The sequence below is a fragment of the Endozoicomonas sp. ALB115 genome (assembly GCF_049310245.1).
Lineage (GTDB): Bacteria > Pseudomonadota > Gammaproteobacteria > Pseudomonadales > Endozoicomonadaceae > Endozoicomonas.
Genome location: NZ_JBLYZG010000007.1, coordinates 52,863 through 74,920, shown reverse-complemented (window position 1 = coordinate 74,920; position 22,058 = coordinate 52,863). Strand labels below are relative to the sequence as shown.

19 protein-coding genes are annotated in these 22,058 nt (G+C 50.3%); all 19 read left to right on the top strand.

Annotation, left to right across the window (positions count from 1 at the left end):
- Window positions 1-170 precede the first annotated feature (170 nt).
- The 19 genes from ACO6VE_RS04995 to zipA all read left to right on the top strand — a co-directional run bounded on the left by ACO6VE_RS04995 (window position 171) and on the right by zipA (window position 22,026).
- A complete protein-coding gene (locus tag ACO6VE_RS04995) occupies window positions 171-515 on the top strand; it encodes a hypothetical protein (RefSeq protein ID WP_422460049.1) in 345 nt (114 codons plus the stop codon).
- Between the two features lie 200 nt (window positions 516-715).
- On the top strand, window positions 716-2,305 hold the full coding sequence (locus tag ACO6VE_RS04990; RefSeq protein ID WP_422460047.1) for a GMC family oxidoreductase: 1,590 nt from the start codon (window positions 716-718) through the stop codon (window positions 2,303-2,305).
- A gap of 166 nt (window positions 2,306-2,471) precedes the next feature.
- Entirely contained in the window at window positions 2,472-3,710 is a 1,239-nt protein-coding gene (locus tag ACO6VE_RS04985) for an NAD(P)/FAD-dependent oxidoreductase (RefSeq protein ID WP_422450477.1), read from the top strand.
- Window positions 3,707-4,528 carry an aldo/keto reductase gene (locus ACO6VE_RS04980; RefSeq protein ID WP_422460045.1) on the top strand — a complete coding sequence of 274 codons (822 nt, stop codon included), beginning with the start codon at window positions 3,707-3,709 and terminating at the stop codon, window positions 4,526-4,528. Before ACO6VE_RS04985 ends, ACO6VE_RS04980 begins: the two co-directional genes overlap by 4 nt.
- 232 nt (window positions 4,529-4,760) lie before the next feature.
- Window positions 4,761-6,224 (top strand): sigma-54 dependent transcriptional regulator, encoded by a 1,464-nt coding sequence (locus tag ACO6VE_RS04975; protein ID WP_422450479.1) that lies wholly within the window; start codon window positions 4,761-4,763, stop codon window positions 6,222-6,224.
- A 589-nt stretch (window positions 6,225-6,813) separates the two neighbouring features.
- Window positions 6,814-7,671, top strand: coding sequence for a P-loop NTPase (locus ACO6VE_RS04970; protein WP_422450480.1), 858 nt, complete (start codon window positions 6,814-6,816; stop codon window positions 7,669-7,671).
- A 59-nt stretch (window positions 7,672-7,730) separates the two neighbouring features.
- On the top strand, window positions 7,731-8,411 hold the full coding sequence (locus tag ACO6VE_RS04965; protein WP_420810348.1) for an RNA polymerase sigma factor FliA: 681 nt from the start codon (window positions 7,731-7,733) through the stop codon (window positions 8,409-8,411).
- A gap of 242 nt (window positions 8,412-8,653) precedes the next feature.
- A complete protein-coding gene (locus ACO6VE_RS04960; protein WP_422450481.1) occupies window positions 8,654-9,115 on the top strand; it encodes a rhodanese-like domain-containing protein in 462 nt (153 codons plus the stop codon).
- A 305-nt stretch (window positions 9,116-9,420) separates the two neighbouring features.
- Window positions 9,421-10,080 carry a cytochrome c biogenesis heme-transporting ATPase CcmA gene (gene ccmA, locus ACO6VE_RS04955; protein WP_422450566.1) on the top strand — a complete coding sequence of 220 codons (660 nt, stop codon included), beginning with the start codon at window positions 9,421-9,423 and terminating at the stop codon, window positions 10,078-10,080.
- Window positions 10,049-10,765 carry a heme exporter protein CcmB gene (ccmB, locus tag ACO6VE_RS04950; protein ID WP_422460043.1) on the top strand — a complete coding sequence of 239 codons (717 nt, stop codon included), beginning with the start codon at window positions 10,049-10,051 and terminating at the stop codon, window positions 10,763-10,765. The genes ccmA and ccmB overlap by 32 nt, the downstream gene beginning before the upstream one ends.
- A gap of 148 nt (window positions 10,766-10,913) precedes the next feature.
- Window positions 10,914-11,648 carry a heme ABC transporter permease gene (locus ACO6VE_RS04945; protein ID WP_422450483.1) on the top strand — a complete coding sequence of 245 codons (735 nt, stop codon included), beginning with the start codon at window positions 10,914-10,916 and terminating at the stop codon, window positions 11,646-11,648.
- Entirely contained in the window at window positions 11,648-11,977 is a 330-nt protein-coding gene (ccmD, locus tag ACO6VE_RS04940) for a heme exporter protein CcmD (protein WP_422450484.1), read from the top strand. Before ACO6VE_RS04945 ends, ccmD begins: the two co-directional genes overlap by 1 nt.
- The gene (gene ccmE, locus ACO6VE_RS04935) at window positions 11,974-12,468 is read left to right on the top strand and encodes a cytochrome c maturation protein CcmE (RefSeq protein ID WP_422450485.1); all 495 of its coding nucleotides are present in this window, start codon (window positions 11,974-11,976) and stop codon (window positions 12,466-12,468) included. The genes ccmD and ccmE overlap by 4 nt, the downstream gene beginning before the upstream one ends.
- Window positions 12,458-14,470 carry a heme lyase CcmF/NrfE family subunit gene (locus ACO6VE_RS04930; RefSeq protein WP_422450486.1) on the top strand — a complete coding sequence of 671 codons (2,013 nt, stop codon included), beginning with the start codon at window positions 12,458-12,460 and terminating at the stop codon, window positions 14,468-14,470. The genes ccmE and ACO6VE_RS04930 overlap by 11 nt, the downstream gene beginning before the upstream one ends.
- Window positions 14,467-15,048 (top strand): DsbE family thiol:disulfide interchange protein, encoded by a 582-nt coding sequence (locus ACO6VE_RS04925; protein WP_422460041.1) that lies wholly within the window; start codon window positions 14,467-14,469, stop codon window positions 15,046-15,048. Before ACO6VE_RS04930 ends, ACO6VE_RS04925 begins: the two co-directional genes overlap by 4 nt.
- Window positions 15,045-15,587: a cytochrome c-type biogenesis protein gene (locus ACO6VE_RS04920; protein WP_422460039.1), complete on the top strand. Its 543-nt coding sequence runs from the start codon at window positions 15,045-15,047 to the stop codon at window positions 15,585-15,587. Before ACO6VE_RS04925 ends, ACO6VE_RS04920 begins: the two co-directional genes overlap by 4 nt.
- Entirely contained in the window at window positions 15,587-16,762 is a 1,176-nt protein-coding gene (ccmI, locus tag ACO6VE_RS04915) for a c-type cytochrome biogenesis protein CcmI (RefSeq protein ID WP_422450489.1), read from the top strand. Before ACO6VE_RS04920 ends, ccmI begins: the two co-directional genes overlap by 1 nt.
- Before the next feature lie 301 nt (window positions 16,763-17,063).
- Window positions 17,064-20,573 (top strand): chromosome segregation protein SMC, encoded by a 3,510-nt coding sequence (gene smc / locus ACO6VE_RS04910; RefSeq protein WP_422460037.1) that lies wholly within the window; start codon window positions 17,064-17,066, stop codon window positions 20,571-20,573.
- 256 nt (window positions 20,574-20,829) lie between these two features.
- Window positions 20,830-22,026: a cell division protein ZipA gene (zipA, locus tag ACO6VE_RS04905; RefSeq protein ID WP_422460035.1), complete on the top strand. Its 1,197-nt coding sequence runs from the start codon at window positions 20,830-20,832 to the stop codon at window positions 22,024-22,026.
- Window positions 22,027-22,058 lie beyond the last annotated feature (32 nt).

Sequence of the window (22,058 nt, the reverse complement as noted above, 5' to 3'; positions counted from 1 at the left end):
TTATTTTGTATCATCCTTAACTTGCTCTTCAATAATACCCGGTCATGGATTGAGTTGTTCTTATTGGAATGAAGAGCAAAGCCAGAGTATTGAGCTCAGCCTTCTTCGGTCAAAAAGTAGCTCAGGCTCTTACAATTGAAAAAAATAAAAATAATAAAAGGGCTGTTTAGATGAAGCTGACAAGATTGAGTATATTTTTGCTAGCCATTATAACTTCAAGCTGGTCCGGCGCTGCTGAAGCAATTTCTTTTTCCAAATGGTACTGCATATTTTTCTATTGTGGATCAGAGCCAGAACCATTACCAGAACAAGTGCCAGAGCCAGAGTATGACTTTGTTGTTGTAGGTGCGGGTTCAGGTGGAGGAACTGTGGCATCACGACTTGCACATCTGGGGCATTCAGTATTACTCATCGATGTGGGTGGCGATCCTGCTGACAATAATCCAACCTATACTATTCCTGCTGCACATCCTTTTGCCAGTGAAAAGCCAGGAAAAGTTGGTCCTATTATGTAGAGCACTACAGTGACCCTGCGAAGGCTGCACGCAACACTAATGCGATGTGTCGTATCAATGATAATCCTGAGAGGCGCGTCAGCTGTATTGTTCAAGGCAATGGCAACTGTGATTGTCCCGACGGAACTTCTCGAGAAGGCATTTTCTATCCTCGAGGCACCGGGATAGGTGGCTCCTCAACTAACAACGCCATGATAAATGTGCTGCCAAAAAATTCAGACTGGGATTCGTTAGCTGAATTGACGGGGGATTACTCCTGGTCGGCCAGCTATATAAACAGTACCTGTCTGCCTATTCTTAATGATTGGGCCTCTATTGAAAAATATGAAGCGGACTGGCTGGTTAACGATATACATGGTCAATATGTTCAAGAGATGGTTGAGTCTGCAGTATCAGTTGTGAACCCTCCCAATTTTGACAGTAATAAATCCATTGTTGAAAACCTGAATGACAATAACCTTTTAGATGCATCGCTGGCTAACGAGGAAGAGGGCATGTGGGTGTTGCCTGTGGCTCAAAAAGATGGCTTCCGGGCGAGTGTTCGTGAGCGAATCCTGGCAAGCGCCTGTTTGGCGGATCCCTTAAACCCGGACGGGTTGTCGGATAGTCAGCGCGAAAACAGGTGTAAAAATGATGGTCTCTGGGACTATGACAATGATAGTCCGTTGCTGGTTATTCAGTACAATTCTCTGGTGACAGAGGTGCTGTTTGATAGTCAGGACAGTAAACAGGCGACGGGGGTTGAGTATGTAGTGGCTGAAGGCGCGTACACCGCAGACCAGACTCATCAGGATGCTTCAGGCCAGACTCGTAATCAAGCCTATGCGGCCAAAGAGGTGATTCTGGCAGCCGGTGCGTACAATACACCGCAACTGCTGATGTTGTCCGGTATTGGTGATCCTGAAGTATTTAATCGTGCTGATATCAATATTCCCCTGCGTCATGCATTACCGGGTGTAGGAAGAAATCTTCAGGATCGGTATGAAGTAGGCATGGTATATGAAGCCCCAACCAGGCTGGGGTGGTTTGAGCGTTGTTTGTCCTTCTTTAATAACCTTCTTGGTCAAGGCTGTGTAGCGTATTTGAAGGGTGCAGCCACGCTGAATGCACAGAGTGAGAAATCGGTGTTGTCAACCAATCTGAGCTTTGCGTCAATACTGACAAAGTCTTCACCGGATAAGCCTGAGGAGGACCTGCATATCTTTGGCCTGGTGAATCAGTTTACTGGTTATTTTGATGGCTACAGTGCGGTGGGGCTTCAACCACAACGATTCACCTGGGTGGTATTGAAGGGCCATAATGAAAATCGTGGTGGAATTGTGACGCTGAAGACGGATAGCCCTTTTGACCGGCCTTCAATTAATTACCATTACTTTGAAGATGGTAATGAGAACACACTGAAGCTGGGTGGAAATCCGAATTCTGGTGAGACTGATCTGGAAGGTGTTCTCAAGGGCGTAAAGTTGGTGCGTGATATTGTTCAGAATGCAGAAACCACTTATGGAACGCAATACCAGGAAGTTTGGCCGGGGAGATCGTTGCAATCAGATGAGGAACTCAAACAGGCAATCAGAGATGGTGCCTGGGCTCATCATGCGTTCAGTACTGTGGCCATCGGCAGAGCTGATGATACTTTTTCGGTGCTGGATAGTGACTTTCGTGTACGGGGCATTGAAAACTTACGGGTTGTGGATGCATCAGTATTCCCTAGACATGTGGGGACTTTTCCGATACTTGCCATTTACCTGATGGCTGAAAAAGCTGCTCATGATATTGATCGGGTAAACTAGGAGGCTATTTCAAAGTTATATTTTTCAGGTCCATTAGACACCCTCCCTATCCTTTAACACAGGCAGGGTGTCAACCTCATTCGATCAAAGACTGTCATTCAGGGATGAGTCCGGCAGTGTTATAATGCCGCCCATTTCAGGTCATCCCAAATAGTTGAACTCTCTTATGTCTCAAACTGTAGAAGCCGATGTGGTGGTGATTGGTGGTGGTATCGCCGGTCTCTGGTTATTTCGCACCTTGAATACCCTGGGCTATCGAACCCTGTTGCTGGAGCAGAATGCTCTGGGCGGTGGTCAGACCATAAAATCCCAGGGCATTGTTCATGGCGGTACAAAATACACGTTAACTGGTCAGTTAACCAATGCTTCCCAGGCCATTGCCGGTATGCCGGAGCGCTGGCGTAATGCCCTGGCTGGCAAGGGTGGGGAGGTGGATCCGGATCTCCGTTCGGCCCGCATATTGTCTGAATACCACTATCTCTGGTCGCCAGGTGATATTGGCTCACGAATGACCTCTTTCTTTGCCAGCAAAGCGCTTCGTGGACGGGTTGATGCACTGACCAGTGAGCAGTTTCCAGCCATTTTCAAACATGATGGTTTTCGCGGAAAGGTATATCAGCTCAATGAAATCGTTCTGGATATTGCCACCGTTACCCGGGCCCTGGTCAGTGGCCTGGAAGATAAAACGCTGAAAGTAGACTGGAGCGAGCAGGGTAATGCCCGGTTGTTAACCAATGCCAACGGTGAGATTGATGCTGTTGCCTTGGCGGATAGCGATGGTCAGACCACCCTGTTGCAAGCCAAACGGTTTGTGCTGGCCGCGGGTGAAGGCGCTGAGGCGCTATTGAATACCTGGGGTGTCAGTCATCCAAAAATGCAGGTACGTCCCTTGCAGATGGTCATGGTTCGTCATTCCCATCCTGAACCTATCTACGCCCATTGTCTTGGCACAACACCACTGCCGAGAATGACCATTACCAGCCATCCGGATGCCGATGGCAAGTGGGTCTGGTATCTCGGCGGAGGCATTGCGGAAGATGGTGTCAAACAGTCTGCTGAAGAATTGATTGCTACGGCGAAAAAAGAGCTGAAAGTGCTGTTGCCCTGGGTAGACCTGAGTCTGGCTGAGTGGGACACCTTGCGGGTCAATCGTGCCGAGCCAAAACAGAGCCGCCTGCTTCGTCCGGATGCGGCTTTCTGTCAGCCGGTGGCCAACGGTATTGTCACCTGGCCGACGAAATTGGCACTGGCTCCTAATCTCTCTGATGAAGTGGTTCGTTTGCTGCAGGAGGATAATATTCGTCCAGCGACGGATGACAGTTTCGTTATGCCGGAAGGATTTTCCCGGCCGGAGATCTGTCCAAATTTCTGGCAGGGGCATTTTGTGCAAGGGAAGACATTATGAGTCAGTGTCTTGTTAACAAGCAGATCGCCGGTACTGATCTTGAAGTGTCGCCGCTGGGTTTCGGCACCGTTAAGTTTGGCCGGGATCAGGGCGTAAAGTACCCGGAACAGTTTACGATTCCTGATGACCGTGAAATGCTGGATCTGCTTACCCTGGCCCATACCCTGGGCATGAACCTGCTGGATACGGCTCCGGCCTATGGCACCAGCGAGGAACGCCTTGGACAGTTGTTTGCCAAACATAAAGGGCTGCGTGAACAGTGGGTCATCTGCAGTAAGGTTGGTGAAGAGTTTGTCACTGTTGAAAATGGTCGGGGAGAGTCCTGTTTTGATTTTTCGGAGCAGCATATCCGCTTCAGTGTGGAGCGAAGCCTGCAGCGCCTGAATACCGATGTGATTGAATTGCTGCTGGTGCATTCCAATGGTGATGATGTCAATATCATTGAGCAGACAGGTTGCCTGGAAGTGCTGGCTGATCTGAAAAAAGAGGGGAAAATCCTCGCTTCGGGTATGTCCACCAAAACGGTTGCCGGTGGCATCCTGGCGCTGGAACATTCCGACGTTGCCATGGTGACCTATAACCTGAACGAACAGGGCGAAAAGCCGGTGTTGGACTATGCGCTGGAACATGGCAAAGGCATCTTTATCAAGAAGGCCCTGGCCAGTGGTCATGCCTGCCTGTCAGGACAGGACCCCGTTCTGGAAAGTATGAAACTGGTGTTTTCACACCCGGCGGTTTCTTCAGCTATTGTTGGCACCATCAATCCTGCCCATTTGCGACAGAATGTGGAGGCGTATCTGAAAGCCAGCGGGATTTAAGCTGGTTTGGGGGCTTCTAACTATCTAGCTTCTAACTATCTATAGGTGAGGCTCCCATGCATAAAGGATATGGTTTAAATAATTTTCTTTTATGATTTTTTGAAATAAAAAACAAACAAAAATTTGACGAATCCACTTTTTGGTTATTTACTGAAATAATAAGCTGTAATTTAATTTCGAAAATTTGTATCTACGCTGTAAAAATTAATCGGATGACAAGGATCGTCGTCTTATGGAAACAGCTGAGCAGGTACTCATCATTGAAGACGCGGAGCAGCGTCGGCATGACTTCAGCACTATTTTGCAGTTTATGGGCTATCACACAGTGGCTATCGGTGCAGCCTACTGGGAAGATGCTGTTAGTGCTTATCCCCCGGAAAACTTCAGTGCCTTATTTCTAGGTGATTTTTTACAGGCAGAAAGCTCCCTGCAGGGAATGCTTTCCCGAGTCCAGGGCTGGTGTGGTGGCGTTCCGGTTATCCGGATTGCGGAGTCACTGCCAGACAATCTGTCGTTAGCACTGGCCAGGCAAATCATTGCACGGGTTGACTGGCCATGTAGCAAGCCGCAACTTTTATCCAGTTTGCATTATGGTCAGGTCTACCGTGAGCAGTGGCGTCAGGCACACCAGACTGGCTACAACCAGCAGGTACAACTGTTCCGTGGGCTGGTTGGCAAGAGCGAGCGTATTCGTAAAGTTCGGGCCGCCATGGCCCAGGTGGCGGATCGGGACGTCAATGTTTTGATCACCGGTGAGTCCGGCACCGGCAAAGAAGTGGTTGCCCGCAATCTTCATGAGCATTCCTATCGCAGAAGTGCGCCATTTGTTCCGGTCAATTGCGGTGCTATCCCCACTGATCTGTTAGAAAGTGAGCTCTTTGGCCATGAAAAGGGGGCTTTCACTGGTGCTGTGACCAGTCGCAAGGGGCGGTTTGAGATGGCCCAGGGCGGAACACTGTTTCTTGACGAAATAGGCGATATGCCTCTGCACATGCAGGTCAAGTTGCTCAGGGTTTTGCAGGAGAGGACCTTCGAACGGGTTGGTGGAACAGAGCCTATTGAGGTGGATGTTCGAATTATTGCTGCAACCCATAAGAATCTTGAAAGTATGATCACTGAGGGAAGCTTCAGAGAAGATCTTTATTACCGTTTGAATGTATTTCCCATTGAGATGCCCTCGCTGAAAGAGCGGCCTGAAGATATTCCGCTGATGATTAATGAGCTGACCCACAATATGGAGAAGCAGGCCAGGGGATCAATTCGACTCAGTTCAGCGGCAATATTATCGCTTTGTCGGCATGACTGGCCGGGTAACGTCCGGGAAATGGCCAATCTTCTGGAGCGCCTGGCGATTATGTATCCCTATGGGGTTATCGGGGTTCAGGATCTGCCAGAAAGTTTCTGTCATTTCGATTTGATCAGTCAGGAAGATGATGGTGTGGCGGATTTATTTCCGGACAGTATCCAGCCTGCCGGTGCTGCTACTTCGGAAGACCTTGCAGTACTGCCGGTAGGAGGGTTGAACCTTAAGGAATATCTGACCCGACTGGAAAAGAGTTTGATTCAGCAGGCGCTGAGTGACTGCAATAGTGTTGTTGCCAGGGCAGCAGACAAGTTGCAGATACGGCGAACGACCCTGGTGGAAAAAATGCGCAAGTATGGTTTGCAGAGATATGAGGATTCTGTGAAAAACTGATATTCAGTGATGCAGAAAAAATGACTACATTTTTGTAGCCATTTTTTTTGCTAACAGATTCATTCTCAGATTTACTGCGTTAATCAATGCGTTCCGGTTTTTGTTTCTGTATTGTTCTGTTGTGCTTCGACTCCCTTCTTCTTGCTGATCCACTGTTCGATAATTGTTGCTGATTGGTTTGCAGGTAATCCTTTATTTGCATATTTAATGAATGCGCTAATCGACATCATGTCACGATCTGGTTTTTTTCTTCCCTGTTTTGTCGGTCAAATGCTGCCATTTTTGCGTCACTATAAAGTGACACTGTCAAATAACTATCTTTTTGGATAGTTCAAAAAAGTGTTCAAGATATTTTCAAAGCAACCGAAAATTAATCTATGTCAAAAAAATAGCGAAATGAAATCGGTGTTGTTTTAGAAAGTTGTGAAAAAACAGGTGGTTGTGTTTTTTTATTTTTCTTTATGTATTTTTTTGGGGTTTGGTAGCTGTTTTTATTTTTCAAATTAAAGTTGGCATGTTCATTGATATGTATATTGTGTCGTTTTTCTATATGCATTTTCTGAGCAATTGAAAAATTAAAGTGAGAACGATGGCGCAAGTAAAGAAAAGAGTGATTGCGGTTTCAGGATGTAAAGGAGGTGTCGGTAAAACCGTAGTTGCAGTAAACCTTGCCCTGGCGATGGCAAAGCTGGGTCAGCGTGTCGTTTTGATGGATGGTAATCTTTCTGTACCAGATGTTGAGTTCACCCTCGGGATGAATGAAGAAGGTTTAAAAGAACAATTGTCGTCTGATTTTATTTTTTCATCACCTGCTGAAGGTGGGTTCGTTACTGAGAGCTCGGGCCATCAGCAGAAAGGACTGTTGGATGGTCCATCGGGTGTAAGGGTATTTACACCGGCTGCTCAGGGAGACTGGAAAGACAGTATTCAAATTATTCAGGCAGTAGAGTTGATTCAGGACATGGATGATCTTGCGTCAGATCTGGATACTTTGATTATTGATACGGCTCCGGGCCTGGCCCCGGATAATGTAACTCTCATTCAGGCGGCAACAGAGGTGGTCGTTGTCGTCAGTCAGGAAGACGTGTCTGTTATTGATGCTGTTCGACAGATAAGGCTTCTGTACCGGGTTTTCAATGTTCACCAGTTTTATATTGTTGTTAATCAGGTGAGCAGCAGAAGAGGCGGTGCTAAACAGTTTGAGAAATTACAGGAGTATCTGAAAGACGACAAACAGATAGTTTTAAGCTTTCTGGGTGCAATTCCACATGATAAGGCTGTAAGTGAAGCGGTATTACAGCAGTCGGCACTGTTGACTGTCAGTAACGATTGTCGGGCTGCAAGAGCGTTTCACAGAATTGGACATCAGCTAGCAAAATTACCGGTGCCTGAGCCAAAAGGTCGTATAGAATTCTTTTTGCCTGGTAGGATCAAGGAGAGGATCTAATCATGACAGAGACAGCACAGGACGTGCAAACCAAGTCGGCACAAAAAACGACACTGAACATGGAAGAGATGGTGATAAAACATCGCTCATTGGTAAAAAGAATTGCCAATCATCTCGCCGCAAGAATGCCCGCCAGTGTTCAGATTGATGATCTGGTCCAGTCAGGAATGATTGGGTTGCTTGAAGCAGCTTCAAAATATGATGCATCCAAAGGTGCCAGTTTTGAAACGTTTGCCGGTATTCGAATTCGTGGCGCAATGCTGGATGAAATTCGAAAAGGGGACTGGGGACCAAGATCAGTATATCGCAACAGTCGTCGTATTACTGAAGCGGTTCAGGTTGTTGAAGCGAAACTGGGAAGAGATGCCCGGGATTCTGAAGTCGCCAAAGAACTTGATGTGAAAATTGATGAGTATTACACCATTCTGAGTGATTTAAGAGGGTGTCGTCTTTTTAGTTATGAAGAGTTATTTGACAGTGAAGAATCAAGAATGCAGGCTCGCTCAGGAGACAGGGGCCCTTCAGCAGATATTCAGGAAGAAAAATTTAAAACAGCACTGATTGAAGCTATTGATAAACTGCCTGAAAGAGAAAAGCTGGTATTGATGCTTTATTACGATGAAGAGATGAATCTGAAAGAGATCGGTAAAGTGTTAGGGGTCAGTGAATCAAGAGTCAGCCAAATTCATTCTCAGGCTGCACTGCGTTTAAGGTCACGGTTGCAAAACTGGCTGAGTTAACGTCTCAGCCACACCGTTTTTACAGGGCAGTGACAAAATATGGTCAAGCGTCGGGAATCGGGGCGTTTTCTTTTTTGATTTTGACAGCGTTCAGTTGAGTTGATCTATTTTCAGAAATATATGCCGGTTATATGCTGCATAGCTTTGAACATTTTATTTTTAGTTTCTTATTGTTCCAAGTGAGTGGGTCTTAGCTCCATATACTTCTTTTATTAAGTTGTTTAATAACGGACCTGCATAATATGAAATGGATTTCTATCTCGGCCGCCATTCTGTTGTCGGCACTCTCCTTTACTCTTCCGGCTCAGGAAGAAGCACCAGAAGAAATTAATGGTGTGATTACCATCAATACCCACCAGGCAAAACGCCTTCATGATATTGGCGCACTCTTTATCGATGTGCGTCCCTATCAACAGTGGCAATATGGACACGTAGACGGATCTCACAGTCTTGATCTAAGGGGTGGGTTTCGTCAGCTGCTGGTGCCGGGGGTTCTGGAAAAAGAGACTCCTATCGTGATCTACGGAAACAGCACATACCATATGAGAGGGGCTATTGGCAGTTATCTGGCCGCATTATGGGGTTATGAACGGGTGTTCTTCCTCAGGGACGGTTACTATTCCTGGTTAGCCTTGGATTATCCGGTGACATTGAAGTCTGATGTTGTGGGTGAGTCCTACACCACAGGGGTTATGGCGCAGTAACAACGCCTTGATCCTTGCAAATACTTTCCTTTCCTTCTGTACCCGTTTCCAAATGCCTTTTATCTTCACTTTCTCTATTGGGAGTGAAGATCGGTATGCCCTGAGCCCTTCCAAGGCTTCTTCAATACTGTTAATGAACACTATTTACCTCCGCAGTCAGTAAAATTTCCTGATATAATCGCCAACCAACGCTATATAGGGACATCTTGGAAAGCAGGGCTTTTCATTGCTCATGGCTGTGCTGCTTTGCGAATCAGGGTCTCGGCGATACACGCTTTTGGATTCAGGAGTTCGCTTTGCTTAATGTGGTTCAGTTGAGCTGTGAGCGGGACGACAGGCTGCTGTTCAGTAACCTGTCCTTTCAGCTTGGTAGTGGAGAAATACTCCAGATTGAGGGGCGAAACGGTGCTGGTAAAACATCGCTGCTTCGCATCATTGCTGGCTTTTCATCCAGTTTGAGTGGCGATATTTTCTGGAACGACCAGCCTTTATCGACAGTGTATGCTGATTTTCGTCTTGACTGTTTTTTTCTTGGCCACAAACCAGGACTGAAACTGGATCTGACGCCTCTTGAAAACCTTGTCTGGCGAGCCAGGCTGGCCAATACCATCATCAATCGGGAAGTATTGCTCGCTGCCCTTGATCGGGTCCAGCTTGCCGGTTATGAAGATATTCCCTGTAGCCATCTATCCGCTGGGCAGTTAAGGCGGGTGGCGTTTGCCGGGTTGATTGCCAGCCCGGCACGGCTCTGGATTCTCGATGAACCATTCACCGCGATTGATATTGAAGGTGTTTCCTGGCTGGAGAGACTTTTTGATGAGCACACCCATCAGGGAGGTATGGTGCTGGTTACCAGCCATCAACCATTGAATGATCGTCAGGGAAATCTGCGTAAGTTGAATGTGGAGCACTTTGGCGAAGAAAGGAGTGCTGATGGTGAGAGGGGGCAAGATGTCCAGGGTTGACCAGCCATCCATGCGGGGGTTCTCAGCCTGCCTGGCCCTGATTCGCCGGGACCTGACGCTCACGTTCCGGTCACCCGGTCAGGCCATTAATCCCATGGCGTTCTTTCTGATGGTGGCTACTTTGTTTCCCCTTGGGATTGCGCCGGATCGGGAGGTGTTGTCAGAACTGGCAGCAGGCATTATCTGGATTGGTGCTCTGCTGGCTGTTTTGCTGTCGCTGGACTCATTGTTCAAAAGTGACCAGGAGGACGGGGCGTTGGACCAATTACTGATGTCGCCACATCCGCTGCCCTTACTGGTATTGGCCAAGGTGTTCAGTCACTGGTTAACCAGCGGTTTTTGTTTAACACTAATGGCACCATTGCTGGCCATTATGTTGCATCTGCCATCAGAAGCTTTTTCTCCTCTTATGATGACGCTGTTATTGGGAACACCAGTACTCAGTCTGGCAGGGGCCATCGGTGCTGCCTTAACGGTAAAAGTACAACGCGGAGGCGTGTTGCTGACCCTGCTTTCGTTACCGCTTTACATACCGGTACTGATTTTTGCCACAGGGGCCGTTAGTGCTGCAATGCAAAACATGCCGTATACAGGTCATATTCTCTGGTTGTCTGTGTTCCTGATACTTGGGATATGTCTGGCACCACTGGCGATTGCAGGGGCATTAAGGGTAATTAATGAGTAATGAATATATTTCAGTATACGGTAAAAAGACGTGCCTTTATTCAGGCAATTTCTTGAAAAGTGAAGAGATTTCCAGCACTCTCTGCCTGCAGAGAATCCCTGCAAAATCAGGCCGCATTGGTGGCGGCCTCAGTAAGTAGAACAAGAGTATGAACTGGACGTTTTTTCATAAGTTGGGTTCTCCCAAGTGGTTTTATGATATCAGCGGTAAGTGGTTGCCCTGGCTTCAGGTGTCCTCCCTGGTGCTGATATTGGTGGCGCTGGTCTGGGGGCTGGCGTTTACCCCTCCGGATTACCTGCAGGGCAACAGTTACCGCATCATCTTTATCCATGTGCCTGCTTCGTTCCTTGCCCAGTCGATCTATATGATGATGGCAACAGCCGCTGCTGTGACCCTGATCTGGCGAATCAAACTGGCAGATATGGCGCTGAAAGTCATGGCACCTGTCGGGGCTTCCTTCTGCATACTCTCTCTGATTACCGGAGCCATCTGGGGGCAACCGACCTGGGGGACCTGGTGGGTATGGGATGCCCGCCTGACCTCCATGCTGATTCTGCTCTTTCTCTATATCGGTATTATTGCCCTGCGCGGTGCCATCCACACCACAGAGGCTGCCGCAAAAGCCTGCGCCATTCTCAGCCTGGTGGGGGTGGTCAACATCCCGATCATCAAGTTTTCGGTGGATTGGTGGAATACCCTTCATCAGGGTGCCACATTGAAACTGACTGAAAAACCTTCCATGGCCCCGGAAATGCTATGGCCCCTGTTATTGGCCATTCTCGGATTTTATCTGTTTTTTACGATGGTCACGGTGCTTCGTCTACGTATAGAAATTATCAGTCGTGAAAGAAAGACCCGCTGGGTTAAAGAGCTGGTGAGTTGATGTCTATGTATTTTGACAGTTGGAGCGGTTTTCTGGTCATGGAGGGGCACGGTCTCTACGTCTGGAGTGCCTATGCGATGGCTTTGGCCGTGATTGGTTACAATCTGATTGCACCGTTTATGGCAAGGCGGCGGATACTCGCACAGTTAGCTGCACAAGTGAGAAGACAAGAGCAATTGGTGCAAAGAAAAGTGATCGTGAATGAGGTCACTACAGGTAGAGGTGATAACAATGAGAATCGCTCTGCCAACCCTGAAAACACACAACCAAAACATCGCCCCGGGCGACAGGAAGAAGGCTCTGAGTCTGTAGAGAGGAGTGCTCAATGAATGCAGTTCGCAAACAGAGATTAATACTCGTATTACTGCTGCTGGCAGGCGTTGGGGTGGCAGTGGCTCTGATGTTGTTTGCGCTGCGCGAGAACATTAATCACTACTTTTCACCCGCTCAGATGGCTGCCGGTGAAGCTCCGTTAGGTCAGCGGATGCGCGGTGGTGGCCTGGTTGTTCCGGGTTCCGTTGAGCGTGATACCGAAAGCCTGAAAGTCAGTTTTCGCATCACGGATGGTGCCGGAGAGGTAACGGTGCACTATGAAGGTATTCTGCCCGACCTGTTTGTTGAAGGCTCTGGTGTAGTTGCCCTGGGAACGCTTGGCGATGACGGTGTTTTCGCGGCAACGGAAGTCCTGGCCAAACATGATGAAAACTATATGCCGCCGGAAGTTCAGAAAGCCATTGATGAGGCACATCCCGGTTACACCAGGCCGACGGTACAAACCACTGCTCAAAGTGAGCTGAGGAGTCTGCAAGATGGTAGCTGAAGCTGGCCTGCTGGCTCTGATTATTGCCCTGTGCCTGAGTCTGTTACTCAGCATTTTTCCGCTGGTGGGCAGTTACACCGGTAATCTCCGGTTGATGAATCAGGCTCGTTCCCTGTCCTGGGGACTGTTTGCCTTTGTGGGCTTTTCGTTCTTGTGTCTGGTCTGGGCATTTGTTACCGACGACTTTTCGGTGGATTATGTCGCCAGGCATTCAAACAGCCTGTTGCCGGTACAGTATAAAGTCAGTGCCACCTGGGGCGGACACGAAGGGTCGCTGCTGATGTGGGTGCTGATTCTGGTTGGCTGGATGGCGATGGTGGCTGTCAAGAGCGACCGCCTGCCCCCTGAGTTGTCCGCCCGGGTGCTCTCGGTCATGGGGATGATTACCGTTGGCTTTTTGCTGTTTACCTTGCTGACGTCCAACCCGTTTAACCGGATTCTGCCTTTTCCCCCGGAAGATGGTGCTGACCTGAACCCTCTGCTTCAGGACTTTGGCCTTATCGTTCACCCTCCCATGCTGTACATGGGTTACGTGGGTTTTGCCGTTGCCTTTGCCTTTGCCATTGCTGCTCTGCTGGGAGGTCAGCTGGATACCGCCTGGGCCCGATGGGCAAGACCATGGACAACCGTGGCCTGGGTGTTCCTGACCCTGGGGATTTCTCTGGGAAGCTGGTGGGCCTATTATGAGCTTGGCTGGGGTGGCTGGTGGTTCTGGGATCCGGTGGAAAATGCTTCTCTGATGCCCTGGCTGGTGGGAACGGCACTGATGCACTCCCTGGCAGTGACAGAAAAACGTGGTCTGTTTAAGAGCTGGACGTTACTGCTGGCCATTTTTACCTTCTCATTAAGTTTGTTGGGCACGTTCCTGGTTCGCTCCGGCGTGCTTACCTCGGTCCACGCCTTTGCCAATGATCCGGAGCGAGGCGTTTTTATCCTCTTTTATCTGATGATTGTCGTCGGTGCATCACTGACGCTGTTTGCCCTCAGGGCACCTGAGGTACGCAGTCGTATCAGTTTTTCCATGGCATCCAGGGAAACGCTGCTGCTGGTCAATAATATTTTGCTGACCGCCAGTGCCGCCACCGTGCTGCTTGGAACATTATTCCCGCTGCTGCTGGAATCCCTCGATATGGGCATGATTTCGGTAGGGCCTCCTTACTTCAATTTTGTCTTTGTGCCAATGGCCATGTTGCTGGCGTTTGCCCTGGGGTTTGGGGTTCTGCTCAACTGGAAGAACGGTTCGGTCAAATGGCTGATCAGCCAGACTCGATGGATTTTTCTGGTATCCATTCTGGGTGGTTTAGGGTTCAGCCTGTTCTACGGTGACGCTTTGGCCAAAAATTTCCTGATCAGTGAAGTGCTGGCCATGGCCCTGGTGCTGTGGATCGTGCTGACCATGGTCCGGGATATTCTGAATAAAACCCGAAACACCCGGGCAAAAGCGGGGCTGATTGATGCGCTAAAACGGTTAAAACCAGCGTATTACGGAATGCATCTGGCGCATCTGGGGCTGGCAGTCACCATTGTTGGTGTGGCCATCACCAGTGGCTACAGCAGCCAGCGTGATTTACGCATGGCTCCCGGTGACCGGGTAACGCTTGGTGGGTATCAGTTCCGTTTTGATGGTGTCAGTTTACAGCCCGGCCCTAACTTCACCTCTAACTATGGATCTGTCACAGTCTACAAAAATGGTCGTCAAATAGCGGTGTTGCATCCTGAGAAGCGAGTCTATACCGCACAGCAAATGCCTATGAGCGAGGCTTCTATCGACCCCGGATTAACCCGCGATATTTACGTTGCCCTGGGTGAACCATTGGGGGATGACGGCAGCTGGGCATTGCGACTTCATATCAAGCCCTTTGTCCGCTGGATCTGGCTGGGTTCCCTGTTTATGGGACTGGGTGGTGTGCTGGCGATCTCAGACCCGCGCTACAGAATGAAAGTTCGTCAGAAAGTGAATGCATTGAGACCACTGGGTAATGAGGGAGTAGCCAGCGCATGAAGCGGCGATTGCAACTGTTTTTACCACTGGCGATTTTTCTCGGTCTTTGCCTGATGTTTTATGTGGCACTGTTCCGGGAGAACCCGGGCGAGCTGCCCTCTGCCCTGCTGGATCAGCCTTTGCCAACATTCGAACTGCCAACGGTGAAAAATCCAGACAGGACTGTGACCAGAGAGAGCCTGCTGGGTGAAGTCGTCGCCCTGATCAATGTCTGGGCTACCTGGTGTCCTGCCTGTCGTGTCGAGCACCCCTATCTGGTGGATCTGGCCAATAAAGGCGTACCCATTTACGGTGTGAACTACAAGGATGATCAGCCTGAAGCCAGAAAGTGGTTGAAGACGCTGCACGACCCTTATCGTTTCAGCATCAATGATAAAAGTGGTTCACTGGGCATTGATCTGGGTGTTTACGGGGCACCGGAAACCTATTTGATCGATCATCAGGGCGTCATCCGTTATAAGCATGTCGGCATTGTTGATGCCAATGTCTGGAAGAATGACCTTGAGCCCAGGTTCAGGCACTTGCAAAAACAAATGCTACTGGCACAGGCAAATAACCGTGAAGGGGAGGCCAAATGATACAGCGCATAACCTCCCGATTGATCGTTCTGCTATTGACCGTACTGTTTATGGGTGCAGCCTATGGTGTGATCGACTCCTATGAGTTTTCGACACCGGAACTGGAGCAGCGTTTTTTCGAGCTGACCAATGAGCTGCGTTGTCCAAAGTGTCAAAACCAGTCCATAGGCGATTCTAATGCGCCCATTGCCCAGGATCTTCGGCGGGAAGTGCACCGACTGTTAAATGAAGGCGCAGATAACCAGGCAGTTATCGAGTTTATGCTGGCCCGCTACGGAGACTTTGTGCTTTACAAACCCCGTCTTGCTGGTGTCAATCTGGTGCTCTGGCTTGGGCCTCTGCTTCTGCTATTGGCGGGTTTGAAAGTACTTATTGTGGTGGTTCGCAACCATAAGGCGACTGCTTCGGAATCGGCATCAGCGGCTCCCGATGAACATAACGCAGATAAAGAGTTACTGGACAAAAAGCTGAACAGATTTCTGACAGACTATTTGACCACACACTCATCAGAAGATAATAAAACGGACGGTAAAGAGTAATGATGGAGTTCTGGTTGGTAGCCGCCTTGCTGATTGCCATTGCCGTACTGGTTTCGGTCTGGCCATTGGTAAAGCCAGTCGTTTCAGCACCCGGTGAGGATGAGTCTGAAGAGTCTGTAAACGTTGCCAGTTTCCGTGACCAGATGGCCGATCTGGACTGGCAGCTGCAACAGGGGCTGGTGTCAGCGGGAGAAGCGGAAAGGTTGAAACTGGAGTTAAGGCAGAAACTGGCAGATGAGTTGGGTGATGGGCAGCCAGCAAGCCCATGCTCTCTGTTGAAGAAGCCGGGGTTTGCACTGCTGATTGCTCTGATAGTACCTGTGTCCACCGTGCTCCTCTATTTTAAGCTGGGTGCCACCACTGAGATTGCTGTGGTCAACGCCATGAACAATGGCAACCTCAATGGTGGGCAGGTGGAAACGGTACTTAAAGAGTGGGTGGCCAAGCGGCCTGAGAATAATCAGGCGCTGTTCATGCTGGGCAGCCATTACCTGAGAACAGGCAAGCTGGAGGAAGCAGTTAAAACCTACCGGCACCTTGCCAGTATCAGTAATGGCCATCCCCAGGTCACTGCGGAATTGGCGCAGGTGCTGTTTTTAAGCAGTAATAATGTGGTAACACCTGAAATTCGCGAACTCTATCTGCAGACACTGCTGAAAGATAGCCAGAATACCACGGCACTGGGATTGAAGGGGATTGATGCCTTTACCAGGGGGAACTATCAGGACGCCATTGCCGCCTGGCAGCTGGCGTTGACCCATGAAGTGGATCCCGCAGCCCGGCAGTCATTGAGTGCGGGTATTAATCAGGCGCGTTCAATGCTCGGTGATACCGTGGTTGCCCTTCGGGTCATGATCGATCTGGCCCCTGAGCTGGGTGAGTTGCCAGATGATGCGCGGGTGGTGGTCTTTGCCCGGCCAGCCGGTGATGCCAAACAGCCTCCGCTGGTGGCTGTGCCTCTGAGTGTTGGAGATCTCCCCAGGGAAGTCTTGCTTGATGATAACAGCGCCATGATGATGGGTGGACAGCTGCTGTCATCCATCGAGAGTCTTGATATCACCGCACGGATCAGCCTCACTGGCAATGTAATGTCCCCTGATTATCAGGTGCAGGCAAAAGGGGTGAAAACCACAGCAACTGAGCCTGTCAGGCTGACATTTACGCCAGCGGGTTAAGCATTTGAACTAAAGAACCACAAAACAGTCTGCAATTATCAAAAATACTGGAAGTCGCCTTTTTCATTTCGGAAAGGGCGACTTTTCTATTGACTGTGTTAATGTGTAAGATCTGGATTGAAAGAAGTATCAACTCTTTCAAACAAACGATTCGCTATGACAAGGAACCGGAGCCCAAAGCAACATGCTATGAATGGTGGTTTTGCCGGAGCATAAAGCCCCATAGCGTGAACTATTGGTCAGTATTCAGGCTCATACGTATACCGAGCCGGGCCCCGACAGTGAAGAGCTAAAGGAAACGATGCGTTTAAAGTCCATCAAACTGGCCGGATTCAAATCGTTTGTGGATCCCACAACGGTGCACTTTCCCTCCAATATGTGTGGGGTGGTAGGCCCCAACGGTTGTGGCAAATCGAATATTATTGATGCGGTTCGCTGGGTCATGGGGGAATCGTCCGCCAAGCATTTGCGTGGCGAGTCCATGACCGACGTTATCTTTAAAGGGTCCAACAGCCGCAAGCCTGCCAATCAGGCGTCTGTGGAGCTGATCTTTGATAATAACGAAGGGCGGGTCACCGGAGAGTTTGCCGCTTACCGGGAAATCTCGGTCAAGCGAACGGTTAACTCCGATGCCAAGAACACCTATTTTCTCAACGGCAGTAAGTGTCGCCGTAAAGATATTATGGATATCTTCCTTGGCACCGGTCTTGGACCCAGAAGTTACGCCATTATCAGTCAGGGCATTATCTCCAATCTGATTGAATCCAAACCGGAAGAGCTTCGGGTATTTATCGAAGAAGCGGCCGGTATCTCCCGCTACAAGGAGCGCCGTCGTGAGACGGAAAACCGCATCCGCCGAACCAATGAAAACCTTGAACGACTGACCGACCTGCGGGAAGAGCTGGGGCGTCAGCTTGGCCATCTGCAACGGCAGGCTCAGGCGGCGGAAAAGTACAAAGAGTACAAAGCCGAGGAACGGCTGAAAAAGGCCCAGCTGCAAGCCTTGAAATGGCAGACCATCAATACCGGAGCCCAGTCCCAGGAACAGGCCATCCGTGAGTTCGAGGTTCAGCTGGAAGCGGCAATCAGCCAACAGCGTTCAGCGGATGCCGCCATGGAAGATGATCGCGTTCAGCAGATGGAGCTGAGTGACCGTTTTCATGAAGCGCAATCCAGCTATTACGGCACGGGCAATGAAGTCACCCGTATTGAACAGACCCTGCAGCACCGGGAAGAACGTTCCAAAGAGTTGAGTCGCGACCTTGAACAGGTGGAGCACAGCTGGGAAGAGGCCCGTGAACAGCTGGCGGATGATCAGCAACAACTGGAGTCTTTCCAGGAAGAACTGATCGAGCTGGAACCGGAGCTGGCCATGCTGCAGGATCAGGAGGCGGACTCTGGTGATGTCCTGACCCGGGCAGAAGAGGCCATGCAGCGGTGGCAGCAGGAGTGGGATCATTTCAATCAGCGATCCCATGAACCAAAACGGACCGCTGAAGTTGAGCAGTCCCGCATCCATCATGCCGAACAGGTGATGGGGCGTTTGCAGGAGCGGGAAGGTCGCCTGAAAGAAGAGTCCGCCGCGCTTGGGGGGACTGAAGACCAGGAGGAGATGACGCTCCTGTCGGAAAAACTGACCGGACTGGAGTTGACCGCAGAAACCGTTGAACTGCGCATCGAAGAGTGTGTTGACGCAGTTGAACAACAGCGTGATCAGGTGCAGAACCTGACGGCGGATCTGGAAAGCAACCGGGATGAACTCAGCATGGTGCGAGGTCGTCATGCTTCTTTGGAGGCTTTGCACCAGGTATCACTGCATCAGGATACGGGCACCATTGAGTGGCTTGAGCAACACCAGCTCAATAACCATACCCGTCTGATGGATAAGCTTCAGGTCGATACGGGCTGGGAACGTTCGGTTGAAACCGTTCTGGGCGATAGCCTGCAGGCCGTGTGTCTGGATAGCCTTGATCCTGTCGCTGATGCGCTGGGTGCGTTAGAGCAGGGATCGCTGGTGCTGCTGGAGGCTGGTGCAGGCCAGCAACATACCCCTTCATTAAGTGAGTTGCCACTGCTGGCCGACAAAGTGATCAGCGGTCAGGAAGCTCTGCCCTTATTGGCTCGAATCTATGCCGCAGATTCACTGGAAACGGCCCTTTCCCTGCGAGCAAAACTCCAGGCTGGCGAATCGATCATTACACCGGATGGCATTTGGCTCTCTTCCGGCTGGCTGCGGGTCAACCGGGGTGTCGATAATAACGCCGGTGTGCTGGAACGCCAGAAAGAGATGGACGCCCTGGGTGATAAGCTCACGACGCTGGAAGAAAGCAGTCTGCTATTGAAAGAGCAGCTGGAAGGCGCAAGGTCAAAACTCGAACAGCATGAGACTCAGCGAGAGCAGCTGCAAAAGCAGCTGTCCGAACTCAACCGGAACCAGGGTGAGGTGCGGGCGGATCTTGGTGCCCGAAAGGTCCGGTTAGAACAGTTTTCCGAGCGCCGTCGACGGCTTGAGCAGGAACTGCAGGAAGTCAGGGAGCAGTATGGGCTGGAGCAGGAGGTGATTGGCGAGTCCCGCATGCGCCTGCAGGAAGCACTGGACCACATGGAAGAAGACATTGGTCGTCGGGAAGCGATGCAGGAGCAGCGTGAGAAGCTTCAGGCCCGTCTCGAAGAAGTACGTCATCAGGCCCGTTTTGATCAGGAGCGAGCCCATCAACTTGCCCTTCGCCAGCAATCCATCAATACCCAGATAGGCTCTCTGAAAGCAGCCATTGAGCGTTTGAGTCAGCAGTCTACCAAGCTCCGGGAGCGACGGGAGTTTCTCCGGGAGTCCATGTCTGAATCCAACTCACCAGAGGGGGATCTGCGGGAACAGCTGGAGGAGATGCTGGCCAGACGTCTTGAGCAGGAAGAGACGATGCAGCAGGCCCGGATGGCACTTGAAGAAGTGGAACAGCGGATCCGTGCTGGCGAGAAGGTTCGCCACAGTGCTGAGCAGCAGGCGCAGAAAATTCGCGAACAGTTGGAAAAACTGAGGATGGACTGGCAGGGCATGCAGGTTCGTCGAACGACACTGGCTGAACAGCTGAAAGAGGATCAGTTTGATCTGGCAACGGTACTTGAGAACCTTCCGGATGACGCATCTGAACGGCAGTGGGAGCAGGAGCTGGAACGGATTGCCGCACGCATTGAGCGTTTGGGCGCGATTAACCTGGCGGCTATTGAGGAGTACGAAACCCAGTCAGAGCGCAAACAGTATCTGGATGCCCAGAACGATGACCTGGAGTCAGCCCTGAATACCCTGGAGAATGCCATTCGCAAGATCGACAAGGAGACCCGTCAACGGTTCAAAATGACGTTCGACAAGGTCAATGCCGGTCTCCAGGAGTTGTTCCCCCGGGTATTCGGCGGTGGGCAGGCCTATCTGGCCTTAACCGGAGAAGACCTGCTGGATACCGGAGTGGCTATAATGGCTCAGCCCCCCGGCAAGAAAAACAGTACGATCCACCTGCTTTCCGGTGGTGAAAAGGCGCTGACGGCTATTGCCCTGGTATTTGCCATCTTCCAGTTGAATCCGTCGCCTTTCTGTATGCTGGATGAGGTGGACGCCCCTCTGGACGATGCCAACGTTGGGCGGTATGCCAAAATGGTCTCTGAGATGAGTGATAAAGTGCAGTTTGTTTACATCACTCACAACAAAATCGCCATGCAGGCTGCCAGTCAGCTGGTGGGTGTCACCATGCATGAGCCGGGTGTATCCAGACCGGTATCGGTGGATATTGAGCAGGCGGCGGCGATGGCTGAGTTGTAACTATCCGGTATGCTTAAGAGTTGGATAAATAAGCTATGACATTGACAATACGCAGTTTATAAAGCACGTAAAGTAAACGTTCATGGCTTAATTTGTTATTTTTTTATTGTAATATTGCAACGTTGGTCGATTGCAGCAGTAATTAATGCAGATGTGATAGATGACGGTGGCCTATTTTTCATTGTCATCAAGTGTTATCACAGGGAGGCAGACTGCAATTCGGGCGTTGTTTCAAGGTCTACAGGGCAGCAAGGACATGAGTTTGCGAGATTGGCTGATACTCATAGGAATACTGGTAATCGTCGGCGTATTGGCCGACGGTTATCGCAGGATGCGATTGGCCAGAAAAAGGTCATCGGAAATCAGCTTTGGTCTGGAGGAAGTCAAAGGCTATGACGATGATTTTTCCAGTGAACTGCCCAATGGCGGTGCCCGGCCCAGTGCGCATAAAGAAAGCACCCTGAAAGAGAGCTTTCTGAAAGAAGGGTTTGCCAAAAAAGAGCCTGCCAGACCCCGTGTTGAGCCCGGGTTTTCCGGGGGCGACTATTTTGATGACTACCCGGAAGAGGGTATCGAAGAACCGACCGTGTACCCTGAATCCTTGAGACAGCGCCATCGTCACCCTGAAGAAGCGGAACGGCATACAGAGCAAAGCGACGCCGGGGAAAAAGCGAGAGTGCAAAGAGCGCTTGATCTGGATGAGCCTGTTCCGGTGCTGATGAATCTGGACGAGTCACAGCAACCCTCAAGAAGTAAACGCCCGTCGTCTGCTGAGGATCATTTACACGGAGGTCTTTCACGGACCGCAGGCGCTGACCGTTCTGTTCGCTCCCGTGAAACGTCCAGATTGGGTGCTGAGCCGGAGGAGTTCGTAGGTCAGCCAAGAGCGGCAACCAGTCAGGGCAAGGCACCGATTCAGGAACGTGACGTTTCGGCCAGAGAGAGCTCCAACCCACAGAAAGAACTCAACCTGGGGGGGCGTGAGAAGGCAGAGAAACTACAAGAGCGCCCGCCCGCCAGTGAAGTGATTGTGATCAATGTGCTGGCCAAAGGCGGCGGTGTTTTTGCCGGTGACCAGCTGATGCAGTCCATGCTGGCATCCGGCATGCGTTTTGGTGATATGTCGATCTTCCATCGATATACCAATGCCGATGATACCGGAAAAATTCTGTTCAGCATGGCCAACGGCGTAAAGCCGGGTACCTTTACCATTGATAATCTGGAAGCCACTGAAACACCGGCTTTGAGTCTGTTTATGAGTCTGCCGGGGCCGGAAAAACCCATGCAGGCCTTTGCCCTGATGGAAGAGACGGCCCGTCGTCTTGCCCTCGATCTGGGCGGTGAGCTGAAAGATGAACAGTTCAGCGTGATGACTCAGCAGACCCTTGAACACTGTCGTCAGCGTATTCGTGAATATGAGCGCAAGCAGCTGGCGAAACAGCCGGTGCATTGATATTCCTGCTGGCCCGGCCATTGCTATCTAAT